The organism is Methylobacterium sp. Leaf106 (assembly GCF_001422895.1).
GTDB lineage: Bacteria > Pseudomonadota > Alphaproteobacteria > Rhizobiales > Beijerinckiaceae > Methylobacterium > Methylobacterium bullatum.
Window position 1 is genome coordinate 82,781 of record NZ_LMNB01000036.1, and the last position, 21,417, is coordinate 104,197.

The following is a 21,417-nucleotide window of genomic DNA, read 5'->3' on the forward strand; positions in this document are numbered from 1 at the left end:
CTCGGCTGCCGCCTCGCCGCGCCGACGACGAGGTCGTCGCGGCCCTCTCCCCGCATGCGGGGAGAGGGGATTGCCGGGATGGCTCGTGCAGGTGCTCTCGCCGTGGCGTTGATCGCGTCCCCCGCCCTCGCCGACGAGGCCCTGGTCACGGCGCAGGGGGCCAACATTCTCGCCGTGGTCGATCTCGACACGCAGGTCGTCACCGCCCAGATCCCGGTTGACGGGGCGCCGGCCGGCATCGCCCTGTCGCCCGATCGCAAGACCGCCTACGTCACCCGCCCCGAGGGCCACGGCCTCGCCATCGTCGATCTCGACGCCCGCGCGGTGACGGGCACGCTCGCCCTGCCCGGCGGCCCGCTCGGCGTCGCCGTCAATCCGAAATCCGGAGCGGTCTACGTGGCCGACTGGTACGGCAGCCGCATCTTCGTGGTCTCGGCCGACGGTTCCAAGATCGAGACCGAGATCCAGGTGGGCGCCTCGCCCTCGGGTATCGCGGTGACGCCCGACGGCGCCACGATCCTGGTGGCCAACCGCGAGGGCAATTCCGTCTCCGTGGTCGATGCGGCCACCGCCACCGAGACGGTGAAGATCCCGGTGGGCGAGCACCCGTTCGGCATCACCCTCGATGAGACCGGCACCCGCGCCTACACCGCCAACGTCATGTCGAACGACGTCTCCGTCATCGATGTCTCCGGACGGCGGGAATTCGGCCGGGTCACCACCGGCGAGCGGCCCTACGTGGTGGCGCTGACCGCCACGCGGGGCTTCGTCACCGACCAGTATTCGAACACCGTGACGGTGTTCAACCTGAAGACCCTCACCAACGTGGCGGCCATCGAGGTGGGCGACCATCCGGAAGGCATCGCCGCCTCCCGCGACGGCAGCCTTCTCTACGTGACCAACTGGGGCTCGAACACGCTGGGCGTCATCGACGCGACGACGCTCAAGGTGATCAAGGACATCCCGGTGCCGGACGGCCCACGCTCGTTCGGAGACTTTTTGCGGTAGCACTCGCATCTGCGCGGGCGGTGCTACGGCATTCCCACACCTGCTTTTTCAGGCAGACCGCGTCCCTCTCCCCCTTGTGGGGAGAGGTTAGGAGTGGGGGTGGCTCCGCCAGCCTCCGAAGGATCAGGGTCGCCCAACCACCCCCGCCTCCAACTCCTCCCCACAAGCTCGATGAATCTCGGGCAGGCCCGAGATCCGCTGGGGAGGAGGGCAGGACAGTGCATCCCGCGCGATGGGCGAACCAGTAGGCAGGCGGCGAGAAAGACGGACACCCGTCCTCCCTACGACACCAGCGACACCGCTCCGCTGCCATGCCGCTCGATCCGGCCGTCGAGTTCGAGTTCCAGCAGCGTCGTCTGGACGATGCGCACGCTGAGTCCCGCCGCGCGGGCGAGGTCGTCGGTGCCGATGGGGGTCGGGCTCAGATAGGCGATGAGGCGGGCGCGGTCGTCGGCGGGTTCCGGCTCCTCGATCTCCTCCTCCGCCTCGGGGGCCGGGCCGCCGATCCCGTCGAGCTCGTCCCAGAAGATCGGCGCGTCGGCGAGGTCGGGCCGGTCGAGGGCGAGCTGGCCGGTCCCCTGTTCGAAATCCCCCCGCCCGATCAGCGGCGCGATGGCGGAGGTGACGTGCTCCACCTCCGAGACCAGGGTCGCGCCCTGGCGGATGAGGTCGTTGGTGCCCTCGGCGCGCGGGTCGAGGGGCGAGCCCGGCACGGCGAAGACCTCCCTGCCCTGTTCGAGGGCGAAGCGCGCGGTGATGAGCGAGCCCGAGCGCCGCGCGGCCTCCACCACCACGGTGCCGTAGGCGAGACCGGAGATGATGCGGTTGCGCCGGGGAAAGTCCCGGCCGCGGGGCTCCCAGCCCATGGGCATCTCGGCCAGCACCGCGCCGCCGGCATCGAGGATGCTCTCCACCAGGGCCTCGTGGTTGGCCGGATAGATCCGGTCCTGGCCGCCGGCGAGCACCGCCACCGTTCCCGAGCCCAGGGAGGCCTTGTGCGCGCGGGCATCGATGCCGCGCGCCAGCCCCGAGACCACGACGAGGCCGGCCTCGCCGAGGCCCCGCGCCAGACGCTCGGTGAAGCCGAGGCCGGCGGCCGAGGCGTTGCGGGAGCCGACGATGGCGATGGCCGGCCGGGAGAGGATCGCCGCCTGTCCCCGGAGCGCGATCAGGGGCGGCGCCGAATCGGCGGCTTGGAGCAGTTTGGGGTAATCGTCCTCGCCCATGGCCACGAGGCGGACGCCGATCCTGGCCGCGGCCTCCAATTCGGCTTCCGCCTGCGCCCGCGTCACCGGCACGAGGCGCTTGGCCCCGCGCTTCGCGAGGTCCGGCAGGGCTTCCAGCGCCGCGCCGGCTCCGCCGAAGCGGTTGATCAGGGTCCGGAAGGTGCGCGGGCCGACGCCCTCGGTGCGGATCAGTCGGAGCCAGTCGAGGCGCTGGGCGGGGTTGAGTTGCATGCCCATGCCCCGGACCTCCCTCGACGGTCGATCGGGTCAGCCCTTCTGCCCGATCCGCCCCTCGGAGCCGTCGAGCAGTCGGCGGATGTTGGGAGCGTGCTTCCACCATAGCAGGATCGCGAGCACGAGGAAGAGCAGCGCAACCGCAGGCTGTCCATCCGCCCACAGGACGATGGGTGTCGCGGCCGAGGCGGCGAGCGCGGCGAGCGACGAGTATTTCAACGTGAAGGCGAGGCCGAGCCAGATCGCCGCGAAGGCGGCGAGGCCGATGGGGCTGAAGGCGAGGAGCACACCAAGGAAAGTGGCGACGCCCTTGCCCCCCTTGAACCCGAGCCAGACCGGGAAGAGGTGGCCGAGGAAGGCGCCGAGCCCCGCCGCCAGAGCGGCGCCCTCGCCGAAGCGGGCGGCCAGCAGCACGGCGAGGGTGCCCTTCAGCGCATCGCCGAGCAGGGTCGCGGCGGCGAGCCCCTTGCGGCCGGTGCGCAGCACGTTGGTGGCACCGATATTCCCCGAGCCGATGGCGCGGACGTCGCCGAGGCCGGCGAACCGCGTGACGATCAGCCCGAACGGGATCGAGCCGGCGAGATAGCCGCCGGCCAGACTCGCGAGCAGGAGCGGCCAGCCGGCATCGAGCAGAAGGGTCACGCCGCCGCCTCCGTACCCTGCGCGGCCCGGTAGACGATGCGCCCGCCGACCATGGTCAGGATCGCCGCCCCCTGTAGCCGCGCCTCGTCGAAGGGCGAGTTCTTGGAGCGCGACTTGAGGCGCCGCTTGTCGAGCACGTAGGGCAGGTCGGGATCGATCAGCACCAGATCGGCCGGCGCGCCGACGGCGAGGCGCCCGGCCTCGCGCCGCAGGATCGCCGCCGGGGTGACGGTGAGGGCCTCCAGCAGGCGAGGCAGCGCCACGTCGCCGGTATGGACGAGGCGCAGCGCCGCGCCGAGCAGGGTCTCGATGCCGAGTGCCCCGTCGGCGGCCTCGGCGAAGGGCAGGCGCTTGGTCTCCACGTCTTGCGGGTTGTGGTCTGAGACGACGACGTCGATCACGCCCTCGTTCAGGGCCTCCACCAGGGCGAGGCGGTCGGTCTCGTGCCGCAGCGGCGGCGAGAGCCGGCAGAAGGTGCGGTAATGGCCGATATCGCCCTCGTTGAGGACGAGGTTGTTCACCGAGGCGCCGCAGGTGACGGGCAGGCCGTCGTGCTTGGCCCGCCGCACGATCTCCACCGAATCGGCGCATGAGATCATGGCGGCGTGGTAGCGGCCGCCGGTGAGGCGAACGAGACGGATGTCGCGCTCCAGCATCACCGTCTCGGCCTCCCGCGGGATGCCGACGAGGCCCAGCCGCGAGGCCATCTCGCCCTCGTTCATCACGCCCTCGCCGACGAGGTCGGGCTCCTCCACGTGCTGCATCAGCAGGGCGTCGAAATCGCGGGCATAGGTGAGCGCGCGGCGCATCACCTGGGCGTTGCGCACGGCCTTGAGGCCGTCGGTGAAGGCGACGGCGCCGGCCTCCTGCAGCAGGCCGAACTCGGTCATCTCCTGGCCGGCCAGCCCCTTGGTGATGGCGGCGGCCGGCAGGACGGTGACGCAGGCCGTGTCGCGGGCGCGGCGCAGGACGAAATCGACGATGGCCGGCCCGTCGATGACCGGGTTGGTGTCGGGCATGCAGACGAGGGTGGTGACCCCTCCGGCCGCCGCCGCCGCGCTGGCGCTGGCCAGGGTCTCGCGGTGCTCGGCGCCCGGCTCGCCGACGAAGGCGCGGAGATCCATGAGGCCGGGGCTCAGGACATGGCCGCCGCAATCGACGATCTCGGCGCCCTCGGGAGCGGCAGGTGACGCGCCCCAGGCGATATCGGCGATGCGGCCGTCATGGACGAGGACATGGCCCGGCCCCTCGCGGCTCGTGGCCGGATCGAGGAGGCTGGCATGGGTGAGGAGGACGTGTCCGGTCATGGCCATCACGCGTTCGGCAGATGCGTCGCGAGGGCTTCGAGGACCGCCATGCGGACGGCGACCCCCATCTCCACCTGCTCGCGGATCAGGGATTGCGCCCCGTCGGCGATCTCGGACGAGATCTCGACGCCGCGGTTCATGGGTCCCGGATGCATCACCAGGGCGTCGGGCGCGGCCAGCGCCAGCTTCTCGGCATCGAGGCCGAAATAGCGGAAATACTCCTTCACCGAGGGGACGAAGGAGCCGTTCATGCGCTCGCGCTGGAGCCGCAGCATCATCACGATGTCGCAGCCCTCGAGCCCCTTGCGCATGTCGGTGAAGACCTCGACGCCGAAGCGCTCGATCCCGGTGGGGAGCAGCGTCGAGGGGCCGATGACCCGCACGCGGGCGCCCATGGCTTGGAGCAGGATGATGTTCGAGCGGGCGACGCGGCTGTGCAGGACGTCGCCGCAGATCGCGACCCTCAAGCCCTCGATCCGCCCCTTGTTGCGGCGGATGGTGAGCGCGTCCAGCAGCGCCTGGGTCGGGTGCTCGTGGGCGCCGTCGCCGGCATTGACCACCGAACAATCGACCTTGCGGGCCAGGAGATGCACGGCCCCGGCGGAGTGGTGGCGCACGACGATGATGTCGGGCCGCATGGCGTTGAGGGTGGCGGCCGTGTCGATGAGGGTCTCGCCCTTCTTCACCGAGGACGAGGCCACCGACATGTTCATGACGTCGGCGCCGAGACGCTTGCCCGCGAGTTCGAACGAACTCTGGGTGCGGGTCGAGGGCTCGAAGAACAGGTTGATCTGAGTGCGGCCGCGCAGGGTGGTGCGCTTCTTCTCCACCTGGCGGGAGAGGGACACGGCATCCTCCGCCCGGTCGAGGAGGGCCTCGATATCGGGGCGCGACAGCCCCTCGATGCCGAGAAGGTGCCGATGGGGGAAGGAGGCGGGTGCGACGGTCATTCTGAGACCATGGCTATAGGGAGGCGGACGGGGAGCGGCAAGGAGCGATGGGCCGGGGACCGGTCGCTTGCTGCCGCGGCGTGACGGGGGCGTGTAACCTTTCCGCCCCGTGGCTCGTAGTCTCCTTTAGAATGCGCCCTCCGGCTGACTCAGATGGGCGCGATTCGTGATCGAGGCCGGAGTCCGCCCCTTGGCAGCCAGCACGACGAGACGGCCCGACGAGCGGATCGAGACGATCCGCCGCCGCTGGATCTTCCGCCACCCCGCGGTGATCCGGGCCGCCCACTGGATCAACCTCGTCTGCCTCGCCGTGCTGCTGATGAGCGGGCTGCAGATCTTCAACGCCCATCCGGCTTTGTACTGGGGCTCGGCCTCGACCTTCGACGCGCCGCTCCTCGCCGTTACGAACGACGAGACGGCGGAGGGCGCGGCGCGAGGAATCGTCAGGATCGGCGATCGCACGCTCGACACGACCGGCTGGCTCGGCCTCTCCACCGCGCAGGGCCAAACCACGGGCAGGGCCTTCCCCGCCTGGATCACCCTGCCGGCGCACCAGGACCTCGCCACCGGGCGCCGCTGGCACTTCCTGTTCGCCTGGGCCTTCTTCATCAATGGGCTGATCTATCTCATCTACGGCATCGAGAGCGGCCAGCTGCGCCGCCGGATCGTGCCCCAGAGAGACCAGATCCGGCATCTCGGCGGCTCGATCCGCGAGCACCTCACCCTGACCTTCCCGAAAGGCGACGAGGCCCGGCGCTACAACACGCTGCAGAAACTGAGCTATTTCGCCGTCATCGTCCTCCTGCTGCCAATGATGCTGCTCACGGGCCTCGCCATGTCGCCGGGTTTCAACGCCGTGCTGCCCCTGCCCGCCCTGTTCGGCGGCCGGCAATCGGCCCGGACCGTCCACTTCATCGTCACGAACCTGCTCGTGCTGTTCACCCTCGTCCATGTGGCACTCGTGCTGGTCTCGGGGGCCTGGAACAACCTGCGCGGCATGGTCACCGGCTGGTTCGTCATCGAGACCACCAAGACCTCCGATCCGGGCAAGACCTCCGATCCGGGCAAGACTTCCTATCCGGGCAAGACTTCCTATCCGGGGAAGGGCCGATGACGCGCGCTCCCAACCGTCGCGGCATCCTCACCGGCGTGGCCGGCCTGGTGGGTTCCGCCGTCCTCGGCGGCTGCGACCGCATCGCCGGCAGCGATTGGGGCCGGCGCACGCTGAAGCTCGGGGAGGATGCCAACCTGTTCGTGCAGCGCCTGCTTCTGACGCCGACCTCCCTCGCCCACGAGTTCGACGAGAGCGACATCTCGCCCCGGTTCAAGCCGAACGGGACGATCGACCCTCCGGACGACGGCTACAAGGCCCTGGCGCAGGCCGGCTTCGCGACCTTCAGACTGAGGATCGACGGCCTCGTCGAACAGCCGCAGGACCTGTCCCTCGCTGACCTGCGTGCCCTGCCCTCGCGGACCCAGATCACCCGGCACGATTGCGTCGAGGGGTGGAGCGCCATCGGCAAATGGACCGGCGTCCCGCTCGGCGAAGTCCTGACCCGGGCGAGGCTGAAGCCGAACGCACGCTACGTCGTGTTCCATTGCGCCGACACGATGGAGATGGCCGGTGGCGGTCTCGAGGGCGGGGACGTGGCGGAGATAGAGGCCGGCGATGGCGGTCCGAACGGCCGTCCGATCCGGTACTACGAAAGCCTCGACCTCACCGACGCCTTCCACCCGCAGACGATCCTGGCCTACGACATGAACGGCAAGGCCCTGCCCGTCTCGAACGGCGCCCCCTTGCGCCTGCGGGTCGAGCGCCAGCTCGGCTACAAACACGCCAAATACGTCATGCGGATCGAGGTGGTGGACAGCCTGTCCGGGATCGGCGACGGCCAGGGCGGCTATTGGGAGGATCGCGGCTACGAATGGTATGCGGGGATCTGACGGGTACCGCATCTTGCAACGGCACCGCCTCCTCCCGATTTGACAACCCCGCGCCCTTGACCCACTTGTCCCCCGCAAAGCGCCGGGCCGGCCATGGTGCCAGGCCACGTTCGAAGTCTTGCACACAATCTGTGAGTCCCGGTGGGAGAAACCCCGCCGGCTGCGAGTCCCGGCGGCAGCTCGGGCGCTGACGAGAGGCTGATCCGCACATGAAAGTCGTCGTCGTCGAGTCGCCGGCCAAGGCCAAGACGATCAACAAGTATCTCGGCCGCGACTACGAGGTGCTCGCCTCGTTCGGCCATATCCGCGACCTTCCCGCCAAGGACGGTTCCGTCGACCCGGAGGCGGATTTCCGCATGCTGTGGGAGCTCGACGACCGCGGCTCGAAGCGCGTCTCGGAGATCGTCAGGGCACTCAAGGGTGCCGATGGCCTGATCCTCGCCACCGATCCGGATCGCGAGGGCGAGGCCATCTCCTGGCACGTGGTCGAGGCCCTCAACGCCCGCAAGGCGATCAAGGGCATGCCGATCGAGCGCGTGACCTTCAACGCCATCACCAAGGCGGCGGTGGACACCGCCATGCGCAATCCGCGCCAGATCGACCAGGCCCTGGTGGACGCCTATCTGGCGCGTCGCGCCCTGGATTATCTCGTCGGCTTCAACCTCTCGCCGGTGCTCTGGCGCAAGCTGCCGGGAGCCCGTTCGGCCGGCCGCGTCCAGTCCGTGGCGCTTCGCCTCGTCTGCGAGCGCGAGCGCGAGATCGAGACGTTCAAGCCCCGCGAATACTGGTCGCTGGTGGCGACCCTGGTGACCCAGGACGGCGCGGTGTTCGAGGCGCGTCTCGTGGGTGCCGACGGCAAGCGCATCCAGCGTCTCGATGTCGGCAACGGCGAGGACGCCGCCGCGTTCAAGCGCGACCTCGAACTCGCCACGTTCCAGGTCGGCAGCGTCGAGGCCAAGCCCGCCAAGCGCCATCCGGCCCCGCCCTTCACCACCTCCACACTCCAGCAGGAGGCCTCGCGCAAGCTCGGGATGGCGCCGGCCCAGACCATGCGGGCGGCGCAGAAGCTCTACGAGGGTGTCGAGATCGGCGGTGAGACCGTGGGTCTGATCACCTACATGCGAACCGACGGCGTCGACATGGCCCCCGAGGCCATCGCCGACGCACGCCGCGTCATCGGCAAGGAATACGGCGAACGCTACCTTCCCGACGTCCCGCGCCGCTACAGCGCCAAGGCCAAGAACGCGCAGGAGGCCCACGAGGCCGTGCGCCCCACGGACATGAGCCGGCTACCCAAATCCGTAGCCCGCTATGTGGATGCGGAGCAGGCCAAGCTCTACGACCTGATCTGGACCCGCACGGTGGCGAGCCAGATGGAATCGGCCGAGCTGGAGCGCACCACCGTCGACATCGTCGCCTCCGTCGGCCCTCGCAAGATCGATCTGCGTGCCACCGGTCAGGTGGTGAAGTTCGACGGCTTCCTCACCCTCTACCAGGAGGGCAAGGACGACGAGGAGGACGAGGACGGCAAGCGCCTGCCGCCAATGAAGGCGGGCGACGCGCTCAAGCGCGAGCGTATCGTCTCGACCCAGCATTTCACCGAGCCGCCGCCGCGCTTCTCAGAGGCCAGCCTCGTGAAGCGGATGGAGGAACTCGGCATCGGCCGGCCCTCGACCTATGCCGCCGTGCTGCAGACCCTGCGTGACCGTGAATACGTACGGATCGAGAAGAAGCGCCTGGTGGCCGAGGACAAGGGGCGCCTCGTCACCGGCTTCCTGGAAAGCTTCTTCCAGCGCTACGTCGAGTACGACTTCACCGCCGATCTCGAGACCCAGCTCGACCGGGTCTCCAACGCCGAGATCGACTGGCGCGAGGTGTTGCGCGATTTCTGGAAGGACTTCTCGGCCGCGATCTCCGGCACCAAGGAGCTCCGCGTCACCGAGGTACTCGATGCCCTGAACGACCTCCTCGGGGCGCACATCTTCCCCGAGAAGGCGGACGGCTCGAACCCGCGCACCTGCCCGACCTGCGGCTCGGGCCAGCTCTCGCTCAAGCTCGGCAAGTTCGGTGCCTTCGTCGGCTGCTCGAACTACCCCGAGTGCAAGTACACCCGCCAGCTCGCGGCCAACGCCGTTGAGGGCGAGGGCGACGGCACCTCCGGCGGCGGCCAGCCCGGCACGCGGGTGCTCGGCGACGATCCGGTCACCGGCATGTCCGTTACCCTGCGCGACGGGCGCTTCGGTCCCTTCGTCCAGCTCGGCGAAGCCTCCACCGACAAGGAAGCGCCCAAGCCCAAGCGTTCGTCCCTGCCGAAGGGATTGAGCCCCTCCGACGTCGATCTGGAGAAGGCGCTGCGTCTCCTCGCCCTCCCCCGCGAAGTGGCGAGGCACCCCGAGAGCGGCGAGCCGATCCTGGCCAATCTCGGCCGGTTCGGTCCTTACGTGCAGCATGGGAAGATGTACGCCAATCTCGGCCGCGACGACGACGTGCTGGAGATCGGCGCCAACCGCGCCATCGACCTCATCGTCGCCAAGGAGCAGGGCGGCGGACGCCGCGGCCCGGCCTCCGATCCCGGCCGGGCGCTCGGCAACCATCCCGAGACCGGTAAGGCCATCGTGGTAAAGTCGGGCAAGTACGGCCCCTACGTCACCGACGGCACCACCAACGCGACGCTGCCCAAGACCCTGGCGGCCGAGGACATCGCCCTGCCCCAGGCGCTGGAGCTGATCGCCGCCCGCGAGGCGGCGGGCGGCGGCAAGAAGAAGGCCCCGGCCCGCAAGACGGCGACCAAGACCGCCACCAAGGCGGGAACGGCGAAGGCTCCCGCCAAGAAGGCGGCGGGGACCAAGGCGGCAGCCGGGACGGCGGCGAAGAGCACGGCGACCGCTGCCAAGACGAGCACTCCCAAGACCACCACTCCCAAGACCACCACGGCAAAGAAGCCGGCGGCAAAGACGGCCGCACGCAAGAAGGCTTGATCCGTCGACTCGTCGAGGATGGGCGTCGCGGCTCTCTCCCCGCATGCGGGGAGAGAGGATGCGCTTTTACGAGCGACCGGGACAAGGACCGTTGAGCGTTATGGCCCTGGACGCCGGGGCGGATTGCGCTATCGCTCGCGCCCGAGGAAACGGCGAGACACGGGCGGCCCTACGCGATGCGCTCTCTGAAGGTCCGGTTCGCGCTGCTGCTCGGCGGCGCCGCGTTGCTGGTGATCCTGGCGGCGCTCGGGGTGCTGGGCTCCATCGGCGCGGCCGAGCGCACCATCGACCGGACGCTCGCGGCGCAGGCGCGGCTCGAACTCCTGGTGGAACTGTCCGGCCGCATGACCCAGTACGGCCTCGCCGCGCTGGAGACGGTGAGCAACCCGGACGCCCAACCTGAAGGGCTCGCCATCGCCCGCACCAATGTCGACCGGGCGCTCGTCGCCGTCGACGAGGCGCTGGGCAAGAGCATCGCCGTCAGCGACGATCCCCTCGACCGGATGCAGTACGCCGCGCGCACGCGGCCGCTGGCCCAGCTCCGCTCGGCCCGCGCCATCCTCGACCGGCAGGTCTCCCAGGTCCTGCGCCAATCCGAGGAGGATCAGCGGCGCAACTCCATCCGCGGTGCCTTGAACGGGTTCGGCGCCATGACCGGCCAGCCGCTCTCCTTCCTCATCGAGGTGGAGCGCCGCTCGATGATCGCGGGTTCGGACGAGGCGCGCCAGCTCTCAGCGACCCTGCGGATCGCGTCGCTCGCCGCCGTCATCCTGGCACTGGCCCTGGTCTTCGTCCTGTACCGGGCGGTGACCCGGCCGACCTTGGCGCGGATCGAGGCAGTGCGCCAGGCGGCAGGTGCCGTCGGGCGCGGTGAGCTCGACACGCGCCTCTCGGTGGCGACGCGGGACGAGCTCGGCCTGCTGGTGGCGAATTTCAACCGCATGGCCGCACGCCTCGCCCGGCGCGAAGGGCGGCTCGCCGCCGACCGCGCCGCCCTCGAGGACACGGTGGAGGCGAGGACCACCGACCTGCGCGCCGCCAACGAGCGCCTGGAGGCGGTGGACCGCTCGCGCCGGCGCTTCTTCGCCGATGTCAGCCACGAGCTGCGCACGCCGCTCACCGTGATCCTCGGCGAATGCGACATCGCCGCCCGCTCGGCAGGCCGGGCGGGGGTCGATTACGCCCCGGTCTTCGCCACCATCCGCAAGCGGGCCCTGCGCCTGCAGCGCCGGGTCGAGGATCTGCTGCGGGTCGCGCGCTCCGAATCCGGCCAGATCGAGCTCGACCGGCGCGCCGCAAGCGCCCTCGCCATCCTCACCGACGCCGTGGACAGCGCCGCCTCCGAGGCGGCGCGCCGGCGGGTGAGCCTCATCCTCGACCCCGCCCCCCGCGACGCGACGCTTCTCGCCGACCGGGAATGGCTGCGGCAGGTGGTGGAGAGCCTGATCGACAACGCCCTGCGGCACGCCACGGGGCTGACACGGGTGGTGGTCGCACTCGCCGTCGACGAGGCGCGCTCGGCCACGATCACGGTGACGGATGACGGGGCTGGCTTTCCGGCGGCCGGGGCGGACCTGTTCGAACGCTTCCGGCGGGAAGGCCACTCGGGGGAATCGGGCTTCGGCATCGGCTTGGCACTGGCGCGCTGGGTGACGGAGCGCCATGATGGGGCGATCAGCCTCGGGGCCGGCGAGGACGGGACGGGCGCGCGCGTGACGCTCGTCCTGCCCGTCCTCGACCTCGATCCCGAGGACGGACGAGAAACGAAGCGGAAGGACGGCGCCGCATGACGCGAGTGCTCATCGTCGAGGACGACAGCGACATCAGGGCCATGCTGGCGCGGGGCCTGGAGGCCGAAGGGTTCTCCGTGGGGGTGGCCGGCTGCGTCGACGACGCCCTCACCTCCGCCCGTGACGAGGCACCCGGTGCGGTCGTCCTCGACATCACCCTGCCCGACGGGTCGGGCCACGACGTCTGCCGCTCCCTGCGTGAGGGCGGCTATCCCGGCCCGATCCTGTTCCTCTCCGCCCGCGACGAGGTCCGCGACCGGGCCGAAGGCCTGGCGCTCGGGGCCGACGACTACATCGTCAAGCCCTTCGTCTTCGACGAGCTGCTGGCCCGCCTGCAGACGCACCTCCTGCGCCGCAAGGAATCGGACCAGCCGCGCACCATCGTCACCGCCGGCAAGCTCGTTCTCGATCTCAACATCCGGCAGGTCTCCCTCGGGGATGCGACCGCGCGCCTCACGCCCCGCGAATCGGAGCTGCTGGCCCTGCTGATGGACAAGGCCAACCAGCCGGTGTCGCGCGGGGACATCTTCGACAAGCTCTGGGCCGGCCAGGGCGGCCTGTCGCTGAATGTCGTCGACGTCTACGTGGGTTACCTGCGCACCAAGCTCTCGGATTTCGTCCGCTTCGGCGGTCCGGTCATCGTCACGGTGCGGGGGCGCGGCTTTATGCTCGACCTGCGGGGCCAAGATTTCCGCCATTGAGCGTGATGCGTTTTCTCGCCGTATCGCGGGACGATCCGGCAATTTATCGCTTGAAGAGTCCGGTGGAATTGTCGATATAGCTCCCGCGACAGAAATGACTGCGCCGTCAGTGTCTTAGGATCTCCTTAATACGAGATCCGGATGCTGCTGACGTCCAAGAAACATACCGAGGAGAAACACCATGACCTGGGCTGCCCCCGTCGTTTCCGAGATCTGTGTCGGCATGGAAGTCACCAGCTACGAGTCGGCTGAGATCGACACCTTCAACTGAGATATCGCGTCGCGCGTGAGGATCGAGGCAGCGCCGGTTCAGCCATGCATGTCGTGATCCTCGGCTCGGCCGCGGGCGGCGGCCTTCCCCAGTGGAATTGCCGCTGCCCCATCTGCTCGCTCGCGCGGGAGGATTCCTCCAGAGTGCGCCCACGAACCCAGTCGAGCATCGCCGTGTCGCCCGATGGCGAGCGGTGGCTCCTGGTGAACGCCTCCCCGGACATCCGGCAGCAACTCTTCGACAATCCGGCGATGCATCCGCAGGAGGGCCTGCGTCACTCGCCGATCCATGCCGTGCTCCTCACCAACGGCGATGTCGACCACGTGGCGGGGTTGCTGACCCTGCGCGAGGGCCAGCCCTACACACTCTACGCCACCTCCGGCATCCTCGATTCCGTCAACGCCAACCGGGTCTTCGACGTGATGGCGGCCGACGTGGTGACGCGCGAGAAGATCGCGCTCGACCACGCGTTCGAACCGGTCCCCGGCCTCACCGTCACGCTGTTCGCGGTGCCGGGCAAGGTGCCGCTCTGGCTCGAGGACGAGACCATGGAGATCGGCGCCGAGACCGAGACGACGGTGGGCGCGATGATCGAGGCGAATGGGCGCCGCCTCGCCTACATTCCCGGCTGCGCGCGCGTCACGGACGGGCTGAAGCAACGCATCTCGGGCGTCGATGCGCTTCTGTTCGACGGGACGGTGCTCCTCGACGACGACATGATCCGCGCCGGGGTCGGCGTGAAGACCGGATGGCGCATGGGCCACGTGCCGATGACGGGACAGGGCGGATCGATCGCGGCGCTGGCCGAGGTGGAGATCGGCCGCCGGGTCTTCGTCCATATCAACAACACCAATCCGGTGCTGGTAGAGGGCTCCGCCGAACGGAGATCTGTGGAGGCCGAGGGCTGGACAGTGGCCCATGACGGGTTGACCCTGTCGCTCTAGCCGAATGCACGGCTGGCATTTTAATGCCGCCGCCTTATATTGTGTCCAATAGGATTGCGCGCTTGTCGTCCGTGGCCTTCACGGGGATCGTCGCTATCTGTAAGAAAAGTTCCGACCGTCGCCCTTCGTCGAAACGCCGAGCCACGCCATGACCGCGCCCTTTCCCACGCCCAAAACCGACGCGTCCCAGCGCCTGCTCAGCCCCGAGGAACTCGAGACGGCGTTGCGCGACATCGGCGCACGGCGCTATCACAACCTGCATCCGTTCCACCGCCTGCTGCACGACGGCAAGCTGAACAAGGATCAGGTCAGGGCCTGGGCGCTCAACCGCTATTATTACCAGGCGATGATCCCGGTGAAGGACGCCGCCGTGCTCGCCCGCATGGAGGATGCGAGCCTGCGACGCGTGTGGCGCCAGCGCATCGTCGACCATGATGGCGACGCGCCCGGAGACGGCGGTATCGAGCGTTGGCTGAAACTCGCCGAGGGCGTCGGTTTCCGTCGCGACTACGTGGAATCGACGCAAGGGATCCTGTCGGCGACCCGCTTCTCGGTGGATGCCTACGTGCATTTCGTGAAGGAGCGCTCGCTGCTGGAGGCCATCGCCTCCTCGCTCACCGAGATGTTCTCGCCGACGATCATCTCCGAGCGCGTGGCCGGGATGCTGAAGAACTACGATTTCATCACCAAGGACACGCTGGCCTATTTCGACAAGCGCCTGACCCAGGCCCCGCGCGATGCGGAATTCGCCATCGACTACGTCAAGCAGCACGCCACGACACCCGAACTGCAGCGTCAGGCCATGGCCGCGCTGACCTTCAAGTGTAACGTGCTCTGGACGCAGCTCGACGCGCTCTACTTCTCCTACGTGGCTCCGGGCATGACCCCGCCGGATGCCTGGACGCCCGGCACCGGCCTCGTCGCCGAAGTGGCGCAGGCGGCCGGCACCGGCACGGTCCGGTCGGGCGACGTGCCACGCCTGCCCCGTGGCGTGCGCCTGCGCCACGACGAGGTCCGCGGTCAGCATGTGCTGCTGGCGCCCGAGCGCACCTTCGACCTCGACGCCAATGCCGTGGCGGTCCTGTCGCTGGTCGATGGCCAGCGCAGCGTGCGAGACATTGCGGTGAAGCTCGCCGAGACCTTCACCGCCGACCCGGACGTGATCGAGGCCGACGTCCTGGCCATGCTCAACGACCTCGCCACGAAACGGGTTCTGGAGCGATGAACGCCATCACGCCGAATACCCCTTCCCTGCCGGCTCCGGTCGGGCTCCTCGCGGAGCTGACCCATCGCTGTCCCCTGCGCTGTCCCTATTGCTCGAACCCGCTCGAACTCGACCGGCGCTCGGGCGAACTCGACACGGCGACGTGGCAGCGGGTGCTGACGGAGGCGGCGGGTCTCGGCGTGCTGCATGTCCACCTCTCCGGCGGCGAGCCCACGGCCCGCAGCGACATCGTCGAGATCACCCAGACCTGCGCCAAGCTGGGTCTGTATTCCAATCTCATCACCTCGGGCGTCGGCGGTGCGTTGGCCAAGCTCGACGCCCTCTACGATGCGGGCCTCGACCATGTGCAGCTGTCGGTGCAAGGCGTCGACGCGGCCAACGCGGAGAAGATCGGCGGCCTGAAGAACGCTCAGCCGCAGAAATTCGCCTTTGCCGAGCGCGTGACGCGGCTCGGCCTGCCGCTGACGCTGAATTCCGTGATCCACCGTGGCAACATCCACGAGGTAGAGGGCTTCATCGATCTGGCCGTCAAGCTCGGCGCCAAGCGCCTGGAGGTCGCCCATACCCAGTATTACGGCTGGGCCTATGTGAACCGCGCCGCCCTGATGCCGGACAAGGCCCAGGTCGATCAGTCGATCCGCATCGTCGAGGCCGCGCGCGAGCGGCTGAAGGGCCAGCTCGTCATCGATCTCGTCGTTCCCGACTACTATGCGAAATACCCGAAGGCCTGCGCCGGCGGCTGGGGCCGCAAGCTGATGAACGTGACGCCGGCCGGTAAGGTGCTCCCCTGCCACGCCGCCGAGACCATCAAGCATCTCGAATTCTGGTACGTCTCCGACCATTCGCTCGCCGATATCTGGGCGAACTCCCCGGCTTTCACCGCCTATCGCGGGACGGACTGGATGAAGGAGCCCTGCCGCTCCTGCGATCGGCGCGAGAAGGATTGGGGCGGCTGCCGCTGCCAGGCGCTGGCTCTGGCCGGCGATGCCGCGGCCACCGACCCGGCCTGCTCGCTTTCCCCGCTCCATGCGAAGGTGCGGGAACTCGCCACGGAAGAGGCGGCCGAGACGCCGCCCGATTATGTCTACCGGACGATCGGCAGCAACGTGGATCGCGCTGCGCCGCCGCCCCTGAAAGAGGATGCTCCCCTGTGAAGCCCGTTCTCGTCGCGTTCGCCCTGTCGTTTGCCGGTCTGCCCGCCCTGGCGCAGGGCACGCCCCCGGCAGATGCCCCCGCCGTGACCAAGGCCAACACCGCCACCCCGCCCAATGCCTCGGACCTGCTGTTCGAAGAGCCGCAGATGAAGAATGTGGCGCCGGGCTCGACCCTCACCTACGCGTATCTCCGGCGCAGCGGCATCTCCAAGGGTCCGTTCGGCCCGACCATGGACGACCAGATCAAGCTCAGCATCGAGCCGGGCGGGGCGCCGGAGAACCGGACGATCCGCGTGCAGATGTTCTCGGGCGCGAACCGATTCCCCGCCGGCCCGTTCAACGACATGCCTGGCAACCCGGTGATGACGCTCTTCCTCGAGCATCACCTCATCGACCTCGCCAAGGTGCTCTCGGCCAACCCGCGCTACATCAAGAACGGCATCCGCAAGGCCCTGCGCGACAACGCGACCGTGACCGCGACGACCGCCACCGTGAAGGGACAGACAGTGGATGCCTGGCGCGTGGAAGTGCAGCCCTTCCTCGACGACAAGATGAAGGACCGCATGCGCGGCCTCGAGAACCTGAAATACACCTTCGTGACGTCGCCCGCCGTGCCCGGCGAACTACTCTCCATCGAGGCGCAGTCGAAGACGGCGGATGGCGGCGAACTTCTCCAGGAGAATCTGACCTATGATCCGAACGCTGGTTAAAGGCGGCTTTCTCGCCCTCATGCTCGGCCTCGCCGGCGCCCCCGTCCAGGCGGCAGACAGCGAGAACGACTACCCCACCGAGGCGCGGGCGGATTACGTGTTCGGCTGCATGGCGGCCAACGGGCAGTCGCGGGAATCGCTCTCGCGCTGCTCGTGCTCCATCGACGCCCTCGCCTCGATCCTGACCTATGACAAATACGTCCAGGCGAGCACGGTCCTGTCCATGCGCCAGGGCATCGGCGCCCGTTCGAACGAGTTCCGCTCGACGAAGGTGTTCGACGACAAGGTCGCGGATCTGCGCCGCGCCCAGGCCGAAGCCGAGATCCGCTGCTATCGCGGCGGGGTGTGACCGGCTCGACCCCTCTCGGATACGGCGATCCCACCTTCTCCCTCATCCCGAGGTGACACGAAGCGGCCTCGAAGGAGCCTTCCCGCGCTCGCGGCGAGATCGGAAGGCCTCCTTCGAGGCCTTCGCTTTGCTTCGGCACCTCAGGATGAGGTGGAAGAATGGCATCGTCCTGGTCTACAGCATAGAGATCGATCCCTCGTCGAAGAGCCCCCGTGACGTCTTCTCCCCCGATCCTGAAAACCCTCCTGCCCGGTCTCGGAGAGCACGTGCTCGTCATGGGCATCCTCAACATCACCCCGGATTCTTTCTCCGATGGGGGGCGTTTCGAAGGTGTCGAGGCGGCGCGCTCCCAGGCCGATGCCCTCGTGGCGGAAGGAGCGGCCCTGGTCGACATCGGCGGGGAATCGACGCGCCCGGGTCACACGCCCGTGTCGGCGGAGGAGGAGCAAGCGCGCATCCTTCCCGTCATCCGGGATCTCGCCCCGCGCCTTGCGGTCCCCATCTCGGTGGACACCTACAAGGCGTCCACCGCCGATGCGGCGCTGGCTGCCGGCGCGCGCATCGTCAACGATGTCTGGGGCCTGCAGCGCGAGCCCGACATCGCCCGCGTGGCCGCAGCCCATGGTGCGCCGGTCATGGTCATGCACAATCGCGAGACCATCGATCCCGCCATCGACATCGTGGCCGACATGTTGCGCTTCTTCGAGCGCTCCCTCGACATCGCCCGCCGCGCCGGCATCCCGGACGCGGACATCGTGCTCGATCCGGGGATCGGTTTCGGGAAGAGCTGGGCCCAGCATCTCGAAGCTCTGAGGCGCCTGCCCGAACTCAAGGCGCTGGGCTTTCCCGTCCTCGTCGGCGTCTCGCGCAAATCGATGCTCGGGCGCCTGCACGATGCCGAGACGAAGCCGGTGGACCGCCTGATCGGCTCGCTGTCGAGCCATGTCCTCGCCGCCACGCTGGGGGCCGACATCGTCCGCGTCCACGACGTGGCTCCCCATGTCGACGCCCTCCGCGTGGTCGACGCCGTGATGCGGACAGCCTCATGACCGACCGCATCCTCGTCGAACGCATCGCCGTCTTCGCCTATCACGGCCTCCTCGAAGAGGAAGCGCGGATCGGTCAGCGCTTCTACATCTCCCTCGACTGCCGGATCGACCTGCGGCCGGCGGGCCTGTCGGACGACATGGCGAAGACCGTGAGCTATGCCGATCTCACCGAGATCGTCGTGCGCATCGCCACCACCCGGCGCTTCGCCCTCATCGAAGCTCTGGCCGAGGCCATCGCTGCCGAGATCCTCGAGCGATTCGCGGGCGTGGAGAGCATCGTCGTGCGCGTCGACAAACCGAGCGCGCCGGTCCCGGCGGTGATCGACGGCGTCGCCATCTCGATCTTGCGCAGCCGCGCGGGACTGGCACGATGAGTACCGCCTATCTCGGTCTCGGTAGCAATATCGGCGACAAGGCCGCGACCATCGCCGAGGCGATCCAACGGCTCGAAGCCAGCCCGGGCATCCGGCTCACGGCGCGCTCCAGCGACTACCGCACGCCTCCCTGGGGCGATACGGACCAGGACTGGTTCCTCAACGCGGCCATCGCCGTCGAGACCGAACTGACCCCGCACGACCTGCTGGAGACAGGCCTCGCCATCGAGACCGCCATGGGCCGAGTGCGGGAGCGGCGCTGGGGACCGCGCGTCATCGACATCGATGTGCTCTCGTATGAAGGGGCGGCGATCTCCGACGAGCGTCTCGTCCTGCCGCATCGTTTCGTACGGGAACGCGCCTTCGTCCTGGTTCCGCTCGCCGAGATCGCCCCGAATCTCGTCATCGGGCCGGAGACCGTGAGCCAGGCCCTGTCGAAGCTCGACACCGCCGGCATCGTGCGGGACTTAAATCCGGCCGCTCAGGGCCGCAGTTCGACGGGCGTCCCCACATCCACCCGGGCGTAAATGGCGGCCATCTCGTCATTGGCGACGCCGACGCATCCGCTGGTCCAGTCCTTGAGCCGGTGCAGCCGGCCGAGCCAGGACAAGCCGTTCATGATCCCGTGGATCATGATGTCGCCGCCCGGCTCGTAGCCGCCGTCACGGGCGGCTTTCGTATCGGCCTCGTTCGGATAGGACACTTTCAGGGACAGATGGGCAACGCTGAGGGGGTTGCGATAGGCGATGGAATAGAGCCCCTCCGGCGTGCGCCCGTCACCTTCCCGCTGCTTGTGGCCGATGGGAGAGAAGCCGAGGGAGATGGGATAGGTCGCGAGGACTCGCCCTTCTCGGAACAGGGTCAGGCGCCGGGCCGACTTCTCCACGAGGACGCGGTCGGCGCGCTCGGTCTCGGCGACGAGATCCGGAGCGACGCGGCCGATCTGCATGCGATCGGCCGCAACGACGCCCACCGCAGCGATGGCGACGAGAGCCCCGACCGCAAGACCGATCCGCACTCGTCCCATAACCGCCCTCCCCATTGATTCGGGAGGCTCATAGCAAACCCCGCCGATCGTGACGACCGGCAAGGCCCGGCCTCAGGGTGCCGCCGGCTCGAGGAGCTTGTTGCCTTCGTCCTCCAGCAACGGGACATCGTAGTCGCGCAAGACCTTCTCGATATCGGCCCGGCGTTTGCGCAGGATCGTGTTGAGGCTGCGCTTCCAGTCGTTCTCCTCCATCCGCACGCCCATGGCGATGCGGAAGGTGAGAGCGGGACGATCCGGCTCTTGAAGGAGTGGCACGACCTTCATGGCGACACCGCTCTGCTTGGCGAGCCAACCCGCGGCCGGCCCCCACAGGATCGCCGCGTCGATCTTCTTCTCGGCGAGATCACCGATGACCTCGGCGGAGACGGTCTGGTACTTGCGCGAGGGATCGAGCTGGTAAGGTGCGTAGGCCTTCATCGACGCGATGAGGCCGACCTCGCCCATTCGGTTCACGGGCGGCGTGCCACCGATGACGCCGATGGCCTTACCCTTGAGCTTAGGGTCGTCGAGCTTCATCACGCCCTCGAGATCACCGTCGCGGGTGACCAGAGCGTAGCTGGAGCGATAATAAGGGTTGGTGTGCTGGACGAGTTCTCCACCGGCGGCCGAACCGATGATCAGGTCGCACAGGCCGGTGCCCAGCGTATTGCGGACGAATCCAGGCCCCTGCGTCAGCCAGTAATAGCGGAGCTTGACCTTGAGTTCGTCGGCGAGGATTGCCGCGATCTTGTTCTCGAACCCGTCCTCCTTGCGCTGGGAGAACGGCATGTTGCCGGGATCTCCGCAGACGCGCAGGACATCGGTGGTGACGAGATCGGGAAGCGACTGCGCAGATGCGGGGCGCACCCCTGCCGAGATCAGCAGGAGCGCGCAAACCGTCGTTGTGAAGGAGCCAAAGCGAGCCATTAGCCGCCCAGGCACTCCTTCTCGGCCTTCTTGGCGGCCTCCGGCTTGTCTTCCTTGTCGGTCGGACGCACGCGCGGCATCGCACCGGAGGCGCGGGCCTTCAGGTAAGTGTAGAGGTCGTCGGCGTAGCACATCACGTTCTTGTTATCGCCGAAGGCGGGCATCACGTTGGTGCCGCTCGAGCTGATGTCCTGCTTGCCACCGGCGATGATGCCGACGAACTCCTCGTAGGATAGGCGCTTGAGCGAATCCTTGAGGGCGGGTGCGTAGGTCGAACCCATGGCGTCGGGACCGTGACACACGTGGCACTCGGCGTGATAGCGGCGGTAGCCGGAATAGGCGTACCAGTCGAACTTCTTGCCGTCGTTGGTGATGTGGTAGGTCGGGGCGCCGTCCTTATCGAAATACTTGCCGTCTTCGACCTTCACCGCCTGATACTTGTCGATCAGCTTGGCGTCCTTCTCAGGAGCATTGGGATCGAGCTGGTTCGCCACGGCGGGATCGGCGGGCTTGGCGTCCTGGGCCTGAACGGCACCGGCGGAGGCGAATGCGAAAACGAGGGCGGCCACGAGCGGACGGATGGCGGCTTTGCTTTGGTACTGCAACG

Annotated in this window: 22 protein-coding genes; 15 read left to right on the plus strand and 7 right to left on the minus strand. The window is 68.4% G+C overall.

The window, feature by feature from the left end:
• Nucleotides 1-78 precede the first annotated feature (78 nt).
• Nucleotides 79-1,008 carry a virginiamycin B lyase family protein gene (locus tag ASF34_RS21215; protein WP_056164357.1) on the plus strand — a complete coding sequence of 310 codons (930 nt, stop codon included), beginning with the start codon at nucleotides 79-81 and terminating at the stop codon, nucleotides 1,006-1,008.
• 281 nt (nucleotides 1,009-1,289) lie between these two features.
• Here the strand turns inward: ASF34_RS21215 and dprA are convergent, their stop codons facing one another.
• Genes dprA through ASF34_RS21235 form a run of 4 tightly spaced genes read right to left on the minus strand, consistent with a single transcriptional unit; the run spans nucleotide 1,290 to nucleotide 5,367 of the window.
• Nucleotides 1,290-2,465, minus strand: a complete 1,176-nt coding sequence (gene dprA / locus ASF34_RS21220) for a DNA-processing protein DprA (protein WP_056164624.1) — start codon at nucleotides 2,463-2,465, stop codon at nucleotides 1,290-1,292.
• A 36-nt stretch (nucleotides 2,466-2,501) separates the two neighbouring features.
• Complete coding sequence (gene plsY, locus ASF34_RS21225) at nucleotides 2,502-3,110, minus strand: glycerol-3-phosphate 1-O-acyltransferase PlsY (protein WP_056164360.1); 609 nt, start codon at nucleotides 3,108-3,110, stop codon at nucleotides 2,502-2,504.
• Entirely contained in the window at nucleotides 3,107-4,423 is a 1,317-nt protein-coding gene (locus tag ASF34_RS21230; RefSeq protein WP_443136554.1) for a dihydroorotase, read from the minus strand. Before ASF34_RS21230 ends, plsY begins: the two co-directional genes overlap by 4 nt.
• Nucleotides 4,423-5,367 (minus strand): aspartate carbamoyltransferase catalytic subunit, encoded by a 945-nt coding sequence (locus ASF34_RS21235; RefSeq protein WP_056149536.1) that lies wholly within the window; start codon nucleotides 5,365-5,367, stop codon nucleotides 4,423-4,425. The genes ASF34_RS21230 and ASF34_RS21235 overlap by 1 nt, the downstream gene beginning before the upstream one ends.
• Before the next feature lie 190 nt (nucleotides 5,368-5,557).
• Here ASF34_RS21235 and ASF34_RS21240 point away from each other — a divergent pair, with 190 nt between their 5' ends.
• The 14 genes from ASF34_RS21240 (at nucleotide 5,558) to folK (ending at nucleotide 19,383) form a co-directional block, all read left to right on the plus strand.
• Nucleotides 5,558-6,481 carry a cytochrome b/b6 domain-containing protein gene (locus ASF34_RS21240; protein ID WP_056164362.1) on the plus strand — a complete coding sequence of 308 codons (924 nt, stop codon included), beginning with the start codon at nucleotides 5,558-5,560 and terminating at the stop codon, nucleotides 6,479-6,481.
• Nucleotides 6,478-7,311, plus strand: a complete 834-nt coding sequence (locus ASF34_RS21245) for a molybdopterin-binding protein (protein ID WP_056164365.1) — start codon at nucleotides 6,478-6,480, stop codon at nucleotides 7,309-7,311. The genes ASF34_RS21240 and ASF34_RS21245 overlap by 4 nt, the downstream gene beginning before the upstream one ends.
• 209 nt (nucleotides 7,312-7,520) lie before the next feature.
• Complete coding sequence (gene topA, locus ASF34_RS21250) at nucleotides 7,521-10,289, plus strand: type I DNA topoisomerase (protein WP_056164368.1); 2,769 nt, start codon at nucleotides 7,521-7,523, stop codon at nucleotides 10,287-10,289.
• A 176-nt stretch (nucleotides 10,290-10,465) separates the two neighbouring features.
• A complete protein-coding gene (locus ASF34_RS21255) occupies nucleotides 10,466-12,079 on the plus strand; it encodes a sensor histidine kinase (RefSeq protein WP_056164371.1) in 1,614 nt (537 codons plus the stop codon).
• Entirely contained in the window at nucleotides 12,076-12,780 is a 705-nt protein-coding gene (locus ASF34_RS21260; RefSeq protein WP_018043603.1) for a response regulator transcription factor, read from the plus strand. Before ASF34_RS21255 ends, ASF34_RS21260 begins: the two co-directional genes overlap by 4 nt.
• A gap of 181 nt (nucleotides 12,781-12,961) precedes the next feature.
• Nucleotides 12,962-13,051 carry a pyrroloquinoline quinone precursor peptide PqqA gene (pqqA, locus tag ASF34_RS21265; RefSeq protein ID WP_018043604.1) on the plus strand — a complete coding sequence of 30 codons (90 nt, stop codon included), beginning with the start codon at nucleotides 12,962-12,964 and terminating at the stop codon, nucleotides 13,049-13,051.
• Between the two features lie 44 nt (nucleotides 13,052-13,095).
• Nucleotides 13,096-13,995, plus strand: a complete 900-nt coding sequence (gene pqqB / locus ASF34_RS21270) for a pyrroloquinoline quinone biosynthesis protein PqqB (RefSeq protein ID WP_018043605.1) — start codon at nucleotides 13,096-13,098, stop codon at nucleotides 13,993-13,995.
• Nucleotides 13,996-14,143: 148 nt separating this feature from the next.
• Nucleotides 14,144-15,220: a pyrroloquinoline-quinone synthase PqqC gene (gene pqqC, locus ASF34_RS21275; RefSeq protein WP_018043606.1), complete on the plus strand. Its 1,077-nt coding sequence runs from the start codon at nucleotides 14,144-14,146 to the stop codon at nucleotides 15,218-15,220.
• Nucleotides 15,217-16,374, plus strand: coding sequence for a pyrroloquinoline quinone biosynthesis protein PqqE (gene pqqE, locus ASF34_RS21280; RefSeq protein ID WP_018043607.1), 1,158 nt, complete (start codon nucleotides 15,217-15,219; stop codon nucleotides 16,372-16,374). Before pqqC ends, pqqE begins: the two co-directional genes overlap by 4 nt.
• Nucleotides 16,371-17,084, plus strand: a complete 714-nt coding sequence (locus tag ASF34_RS21285) for a hypothetical protein (protein WP_018043608.1) — start codon at nucleotides 16,371-16,373, stop codon at nucleotides 17,082-17,084. Before pqqE ends, ASF34_RS21285 begins: the two co-directional genes overlap by 4 nt.
• On the plus strand, nucleotides 17,065-17,433 hold the full coding sequence (locus ASF34_RS21290) for a hypothetical protein (RefSeq protein ID WP_026175897.1): 369 nt from the start codon (nucleotides 17,065-17,067) through the stop codon (nucleotides 17,431-17,433). The genes ASF34_RS21285 and ASF34_RS21290 overlap by 20 nt, the downstream gene beginning before the upstream one ends.
• 212 nt (nucleotides 17,434-17,645) lie before the next feature.
• Nucleotides 17,646-18,482, plus strand: a complete 837-nt coding sequence (gene folP, locus ASF34_RS21295) for a dihydropteroate synthase (RefSeq protein ID WP_056164374.1) — start codon at nucleotides 17,646-17,648, stop codon at nucleotides 18,480-18,482.
• A complete protein-coding gene (gene folB / locus ASF34_RS21300) occupies nucleotides 18,479-18,856 on the plus strand; it encodes a dihydroneopterin aldolase (RefSeq protein WP_056164377.1) in 378 nt (125 codons plus the stop codon). The genes folP and folB overlap by 4 nt, the downstream gene beginning before the upstream one ends.
• Nucleotides 18,853-19,383 carry a 2-amino-4-hydroxy-6-hydroxymethyldihydropteridine diphosphokinase gene (gene folK / locus ASF34_RS21305; protein WP_056164380.1) on the plus strand — a complete coding sequence of 177 codons (531 nt, stop codon included), beginning with the start codon at nucleotides 18,853-18,855 and terminating at the stop codon, nucleotides 19,381-19,383. Before folB ends, folK begins: the two co-directional genes overlap by 4 nt.
• Here the strand turns inward: folK and ASF34_RS21310 are convergent.
• From ASF34_RS21310 to ASF34_RS21320, 3 genes are all read right to left on the minus strand, one after another.
• Complete coding sequence (locus ASF34_RS21310) at nucleotides 19,338-19,883, minus strand: L,D-transpeptidase family protein (protein ID WP_056164383.1); 546 nt, start codon at nucleotides 19,881-19,883, stop codon at nucleotides 19,338-19,340. The genes folK and ASF34_RS21310 overlap by 46 nt on opposite strands.
• Before the next feature lie 72 nt (nucleotides 19,884-19,955).
• Nucleotides 19,956-20,810 (minus strand): rare earth element methanol dehydrogenase accessory protein XoxJ, encoded by an 855-nt coding sequence (xoxJ, locus tag ASF34_RS21315; RefSeq protein WP_056164386.1) that lies wholly within the window; start codon nucleotides 20,808-20,810, stop codon nucleotides 19,956-19,958.
• On the minus strand, nucleotides 20,810-21,415 hold the full coding sequence (locus tag ASF34_RS21320; protein ID WP_018043615.1) for a c-type cytochrome, methanol metabolism-related: 606 nt from the start codon (nucleotides 21,413-21,415) through the stop codon (nucleotides 20,810-20,812). The genes xoxJ and ASF34_RS21320 overlap by 1 nt, the downstream gene beginning before the upstream one ends.
• Nucleotides 21,416-21,417: the final 2 nt, after the last annotated feature.

Excerpts from the sequence above, each read along its gene's own strand:
- ASF34_RS21215 (WP_056164357.1), top strand. The coding sequence starts at position 79 with ATGGCTCGTGCAGGTGCTCTCGCCGTGGCGTTGATCGCGTCCCCCGCC.
- dprA (WP_056164624.1), bottom strand. The coding sequence starts at position 2,465 with ATGCAACTCAACCCCGCCCAGCGCCTCGACTGGCTCCGACTGATCCGC.
- ASF34_RS21230 (WP_443136554.1), bottom strand. The coding sequence starts at position 4,423 with ATGGCCATGACCGGACACGTCCTCCTCACCCATGCCAGCCTCCTCGAT.
- ASF34_RS21235 (WP_056149536.1), bottom strand. The coding sequence starts at position 5,367 with ATGACCGTCGCACCCGCCTCCTTCCCCCATCGGCACCTTCTCGGCATC.
- ASF34_RS21245 (WP_056164365.1), top strand. The coding sequence starts at position 6,478 with ATGACGCGCGCTCCCAACCGTCGCGGCATCCTCACCGGCGTGGCCGGC.
- topA (WP_056164368.1), top strand. The coding sequence starts at position 7,521 with ATGAAAGTCGTCGTCGTCGAGTCGCCGGCCAAGGCCAAGACGATCAAC.
- ASF34_RS21255 (WP_056164371.1), top strand. The coding sequence starts at position 10,466 with ATGCGCTCTCTGAAGGTCCGGTTCGCGCTGCTGCTCGGCGGCGCCGCG.
- ASF34_RS21260 (WP_018043603.1), top strand. The coding sequence starts at position 12,076 with ATGACGCGAGTGCTCATCGTCGAGGACGACAGCGACATCAGGGCCATG.
- pqqA (WP_018043604.1), top strand. The coding sequence starts at position 12,962 with ATGACCTGGGCTGCCCCCGTCGTTTCCGAGATCTGTGTCGGCATGGAA.
- pqqB (WP_018043605.1), top strand. The coding sequence starts at position 13,096 with ATGCATGTCGTGATCCTCGGCTCGGCCGCGGGCGGCGGCCTTCCCCAG.
- pqqC (WP_018043606.1), top strand. The coding sequence starts at position 14,144 with ATGACCGCGCCCTTTCCCACGCCCAAAACCGACGCGTCCCAGCGCCTG.
- pqqE (WP_018043607.1), top strand. The coding sequence starts at position 15,217 with ATGAACGCCATCACGCCGAATACCCCTTCCCTGCCGGCTCCGGTCGGG.
- ASF34_RS21290 (WP_026175897.1), top strand. The coding sequence starts at position 17,065 with ATGATCCGAACGCTGGTTAAAGGCGGCTTTCTCGCCCTCATGCTCGGC.
- folB (WP_056164377.1), top strand. The coding sequence starts at position 18,479 with ATGACCGACCGCATCCTCGTCGAACGCATCGCCGTCTTCGCCTATCAC.
- folK (WP_056164380.1), top strand. The coding sequence starts at position 18,853 with ATGAGTACCGCCTATCTCGGTCTCGGTAGCAATATCGGCGACAAGGCC.
- ASF34_RS21310 (WP_056164383.1), bottom strand. The coding sequence starts at position 19,883 with ATGGGACGAGTGCGGATCGGTCTTGCGGTCGGGGCTCTCGTCGCCATC.
- xoxJ (WP_056164386.1), bottom strand. The coding sequence starts at position 20,810 with ATGGCTCGCTTTGGCTCCTTCACAACGACGGTTTGCGCGCTCCTGCTG.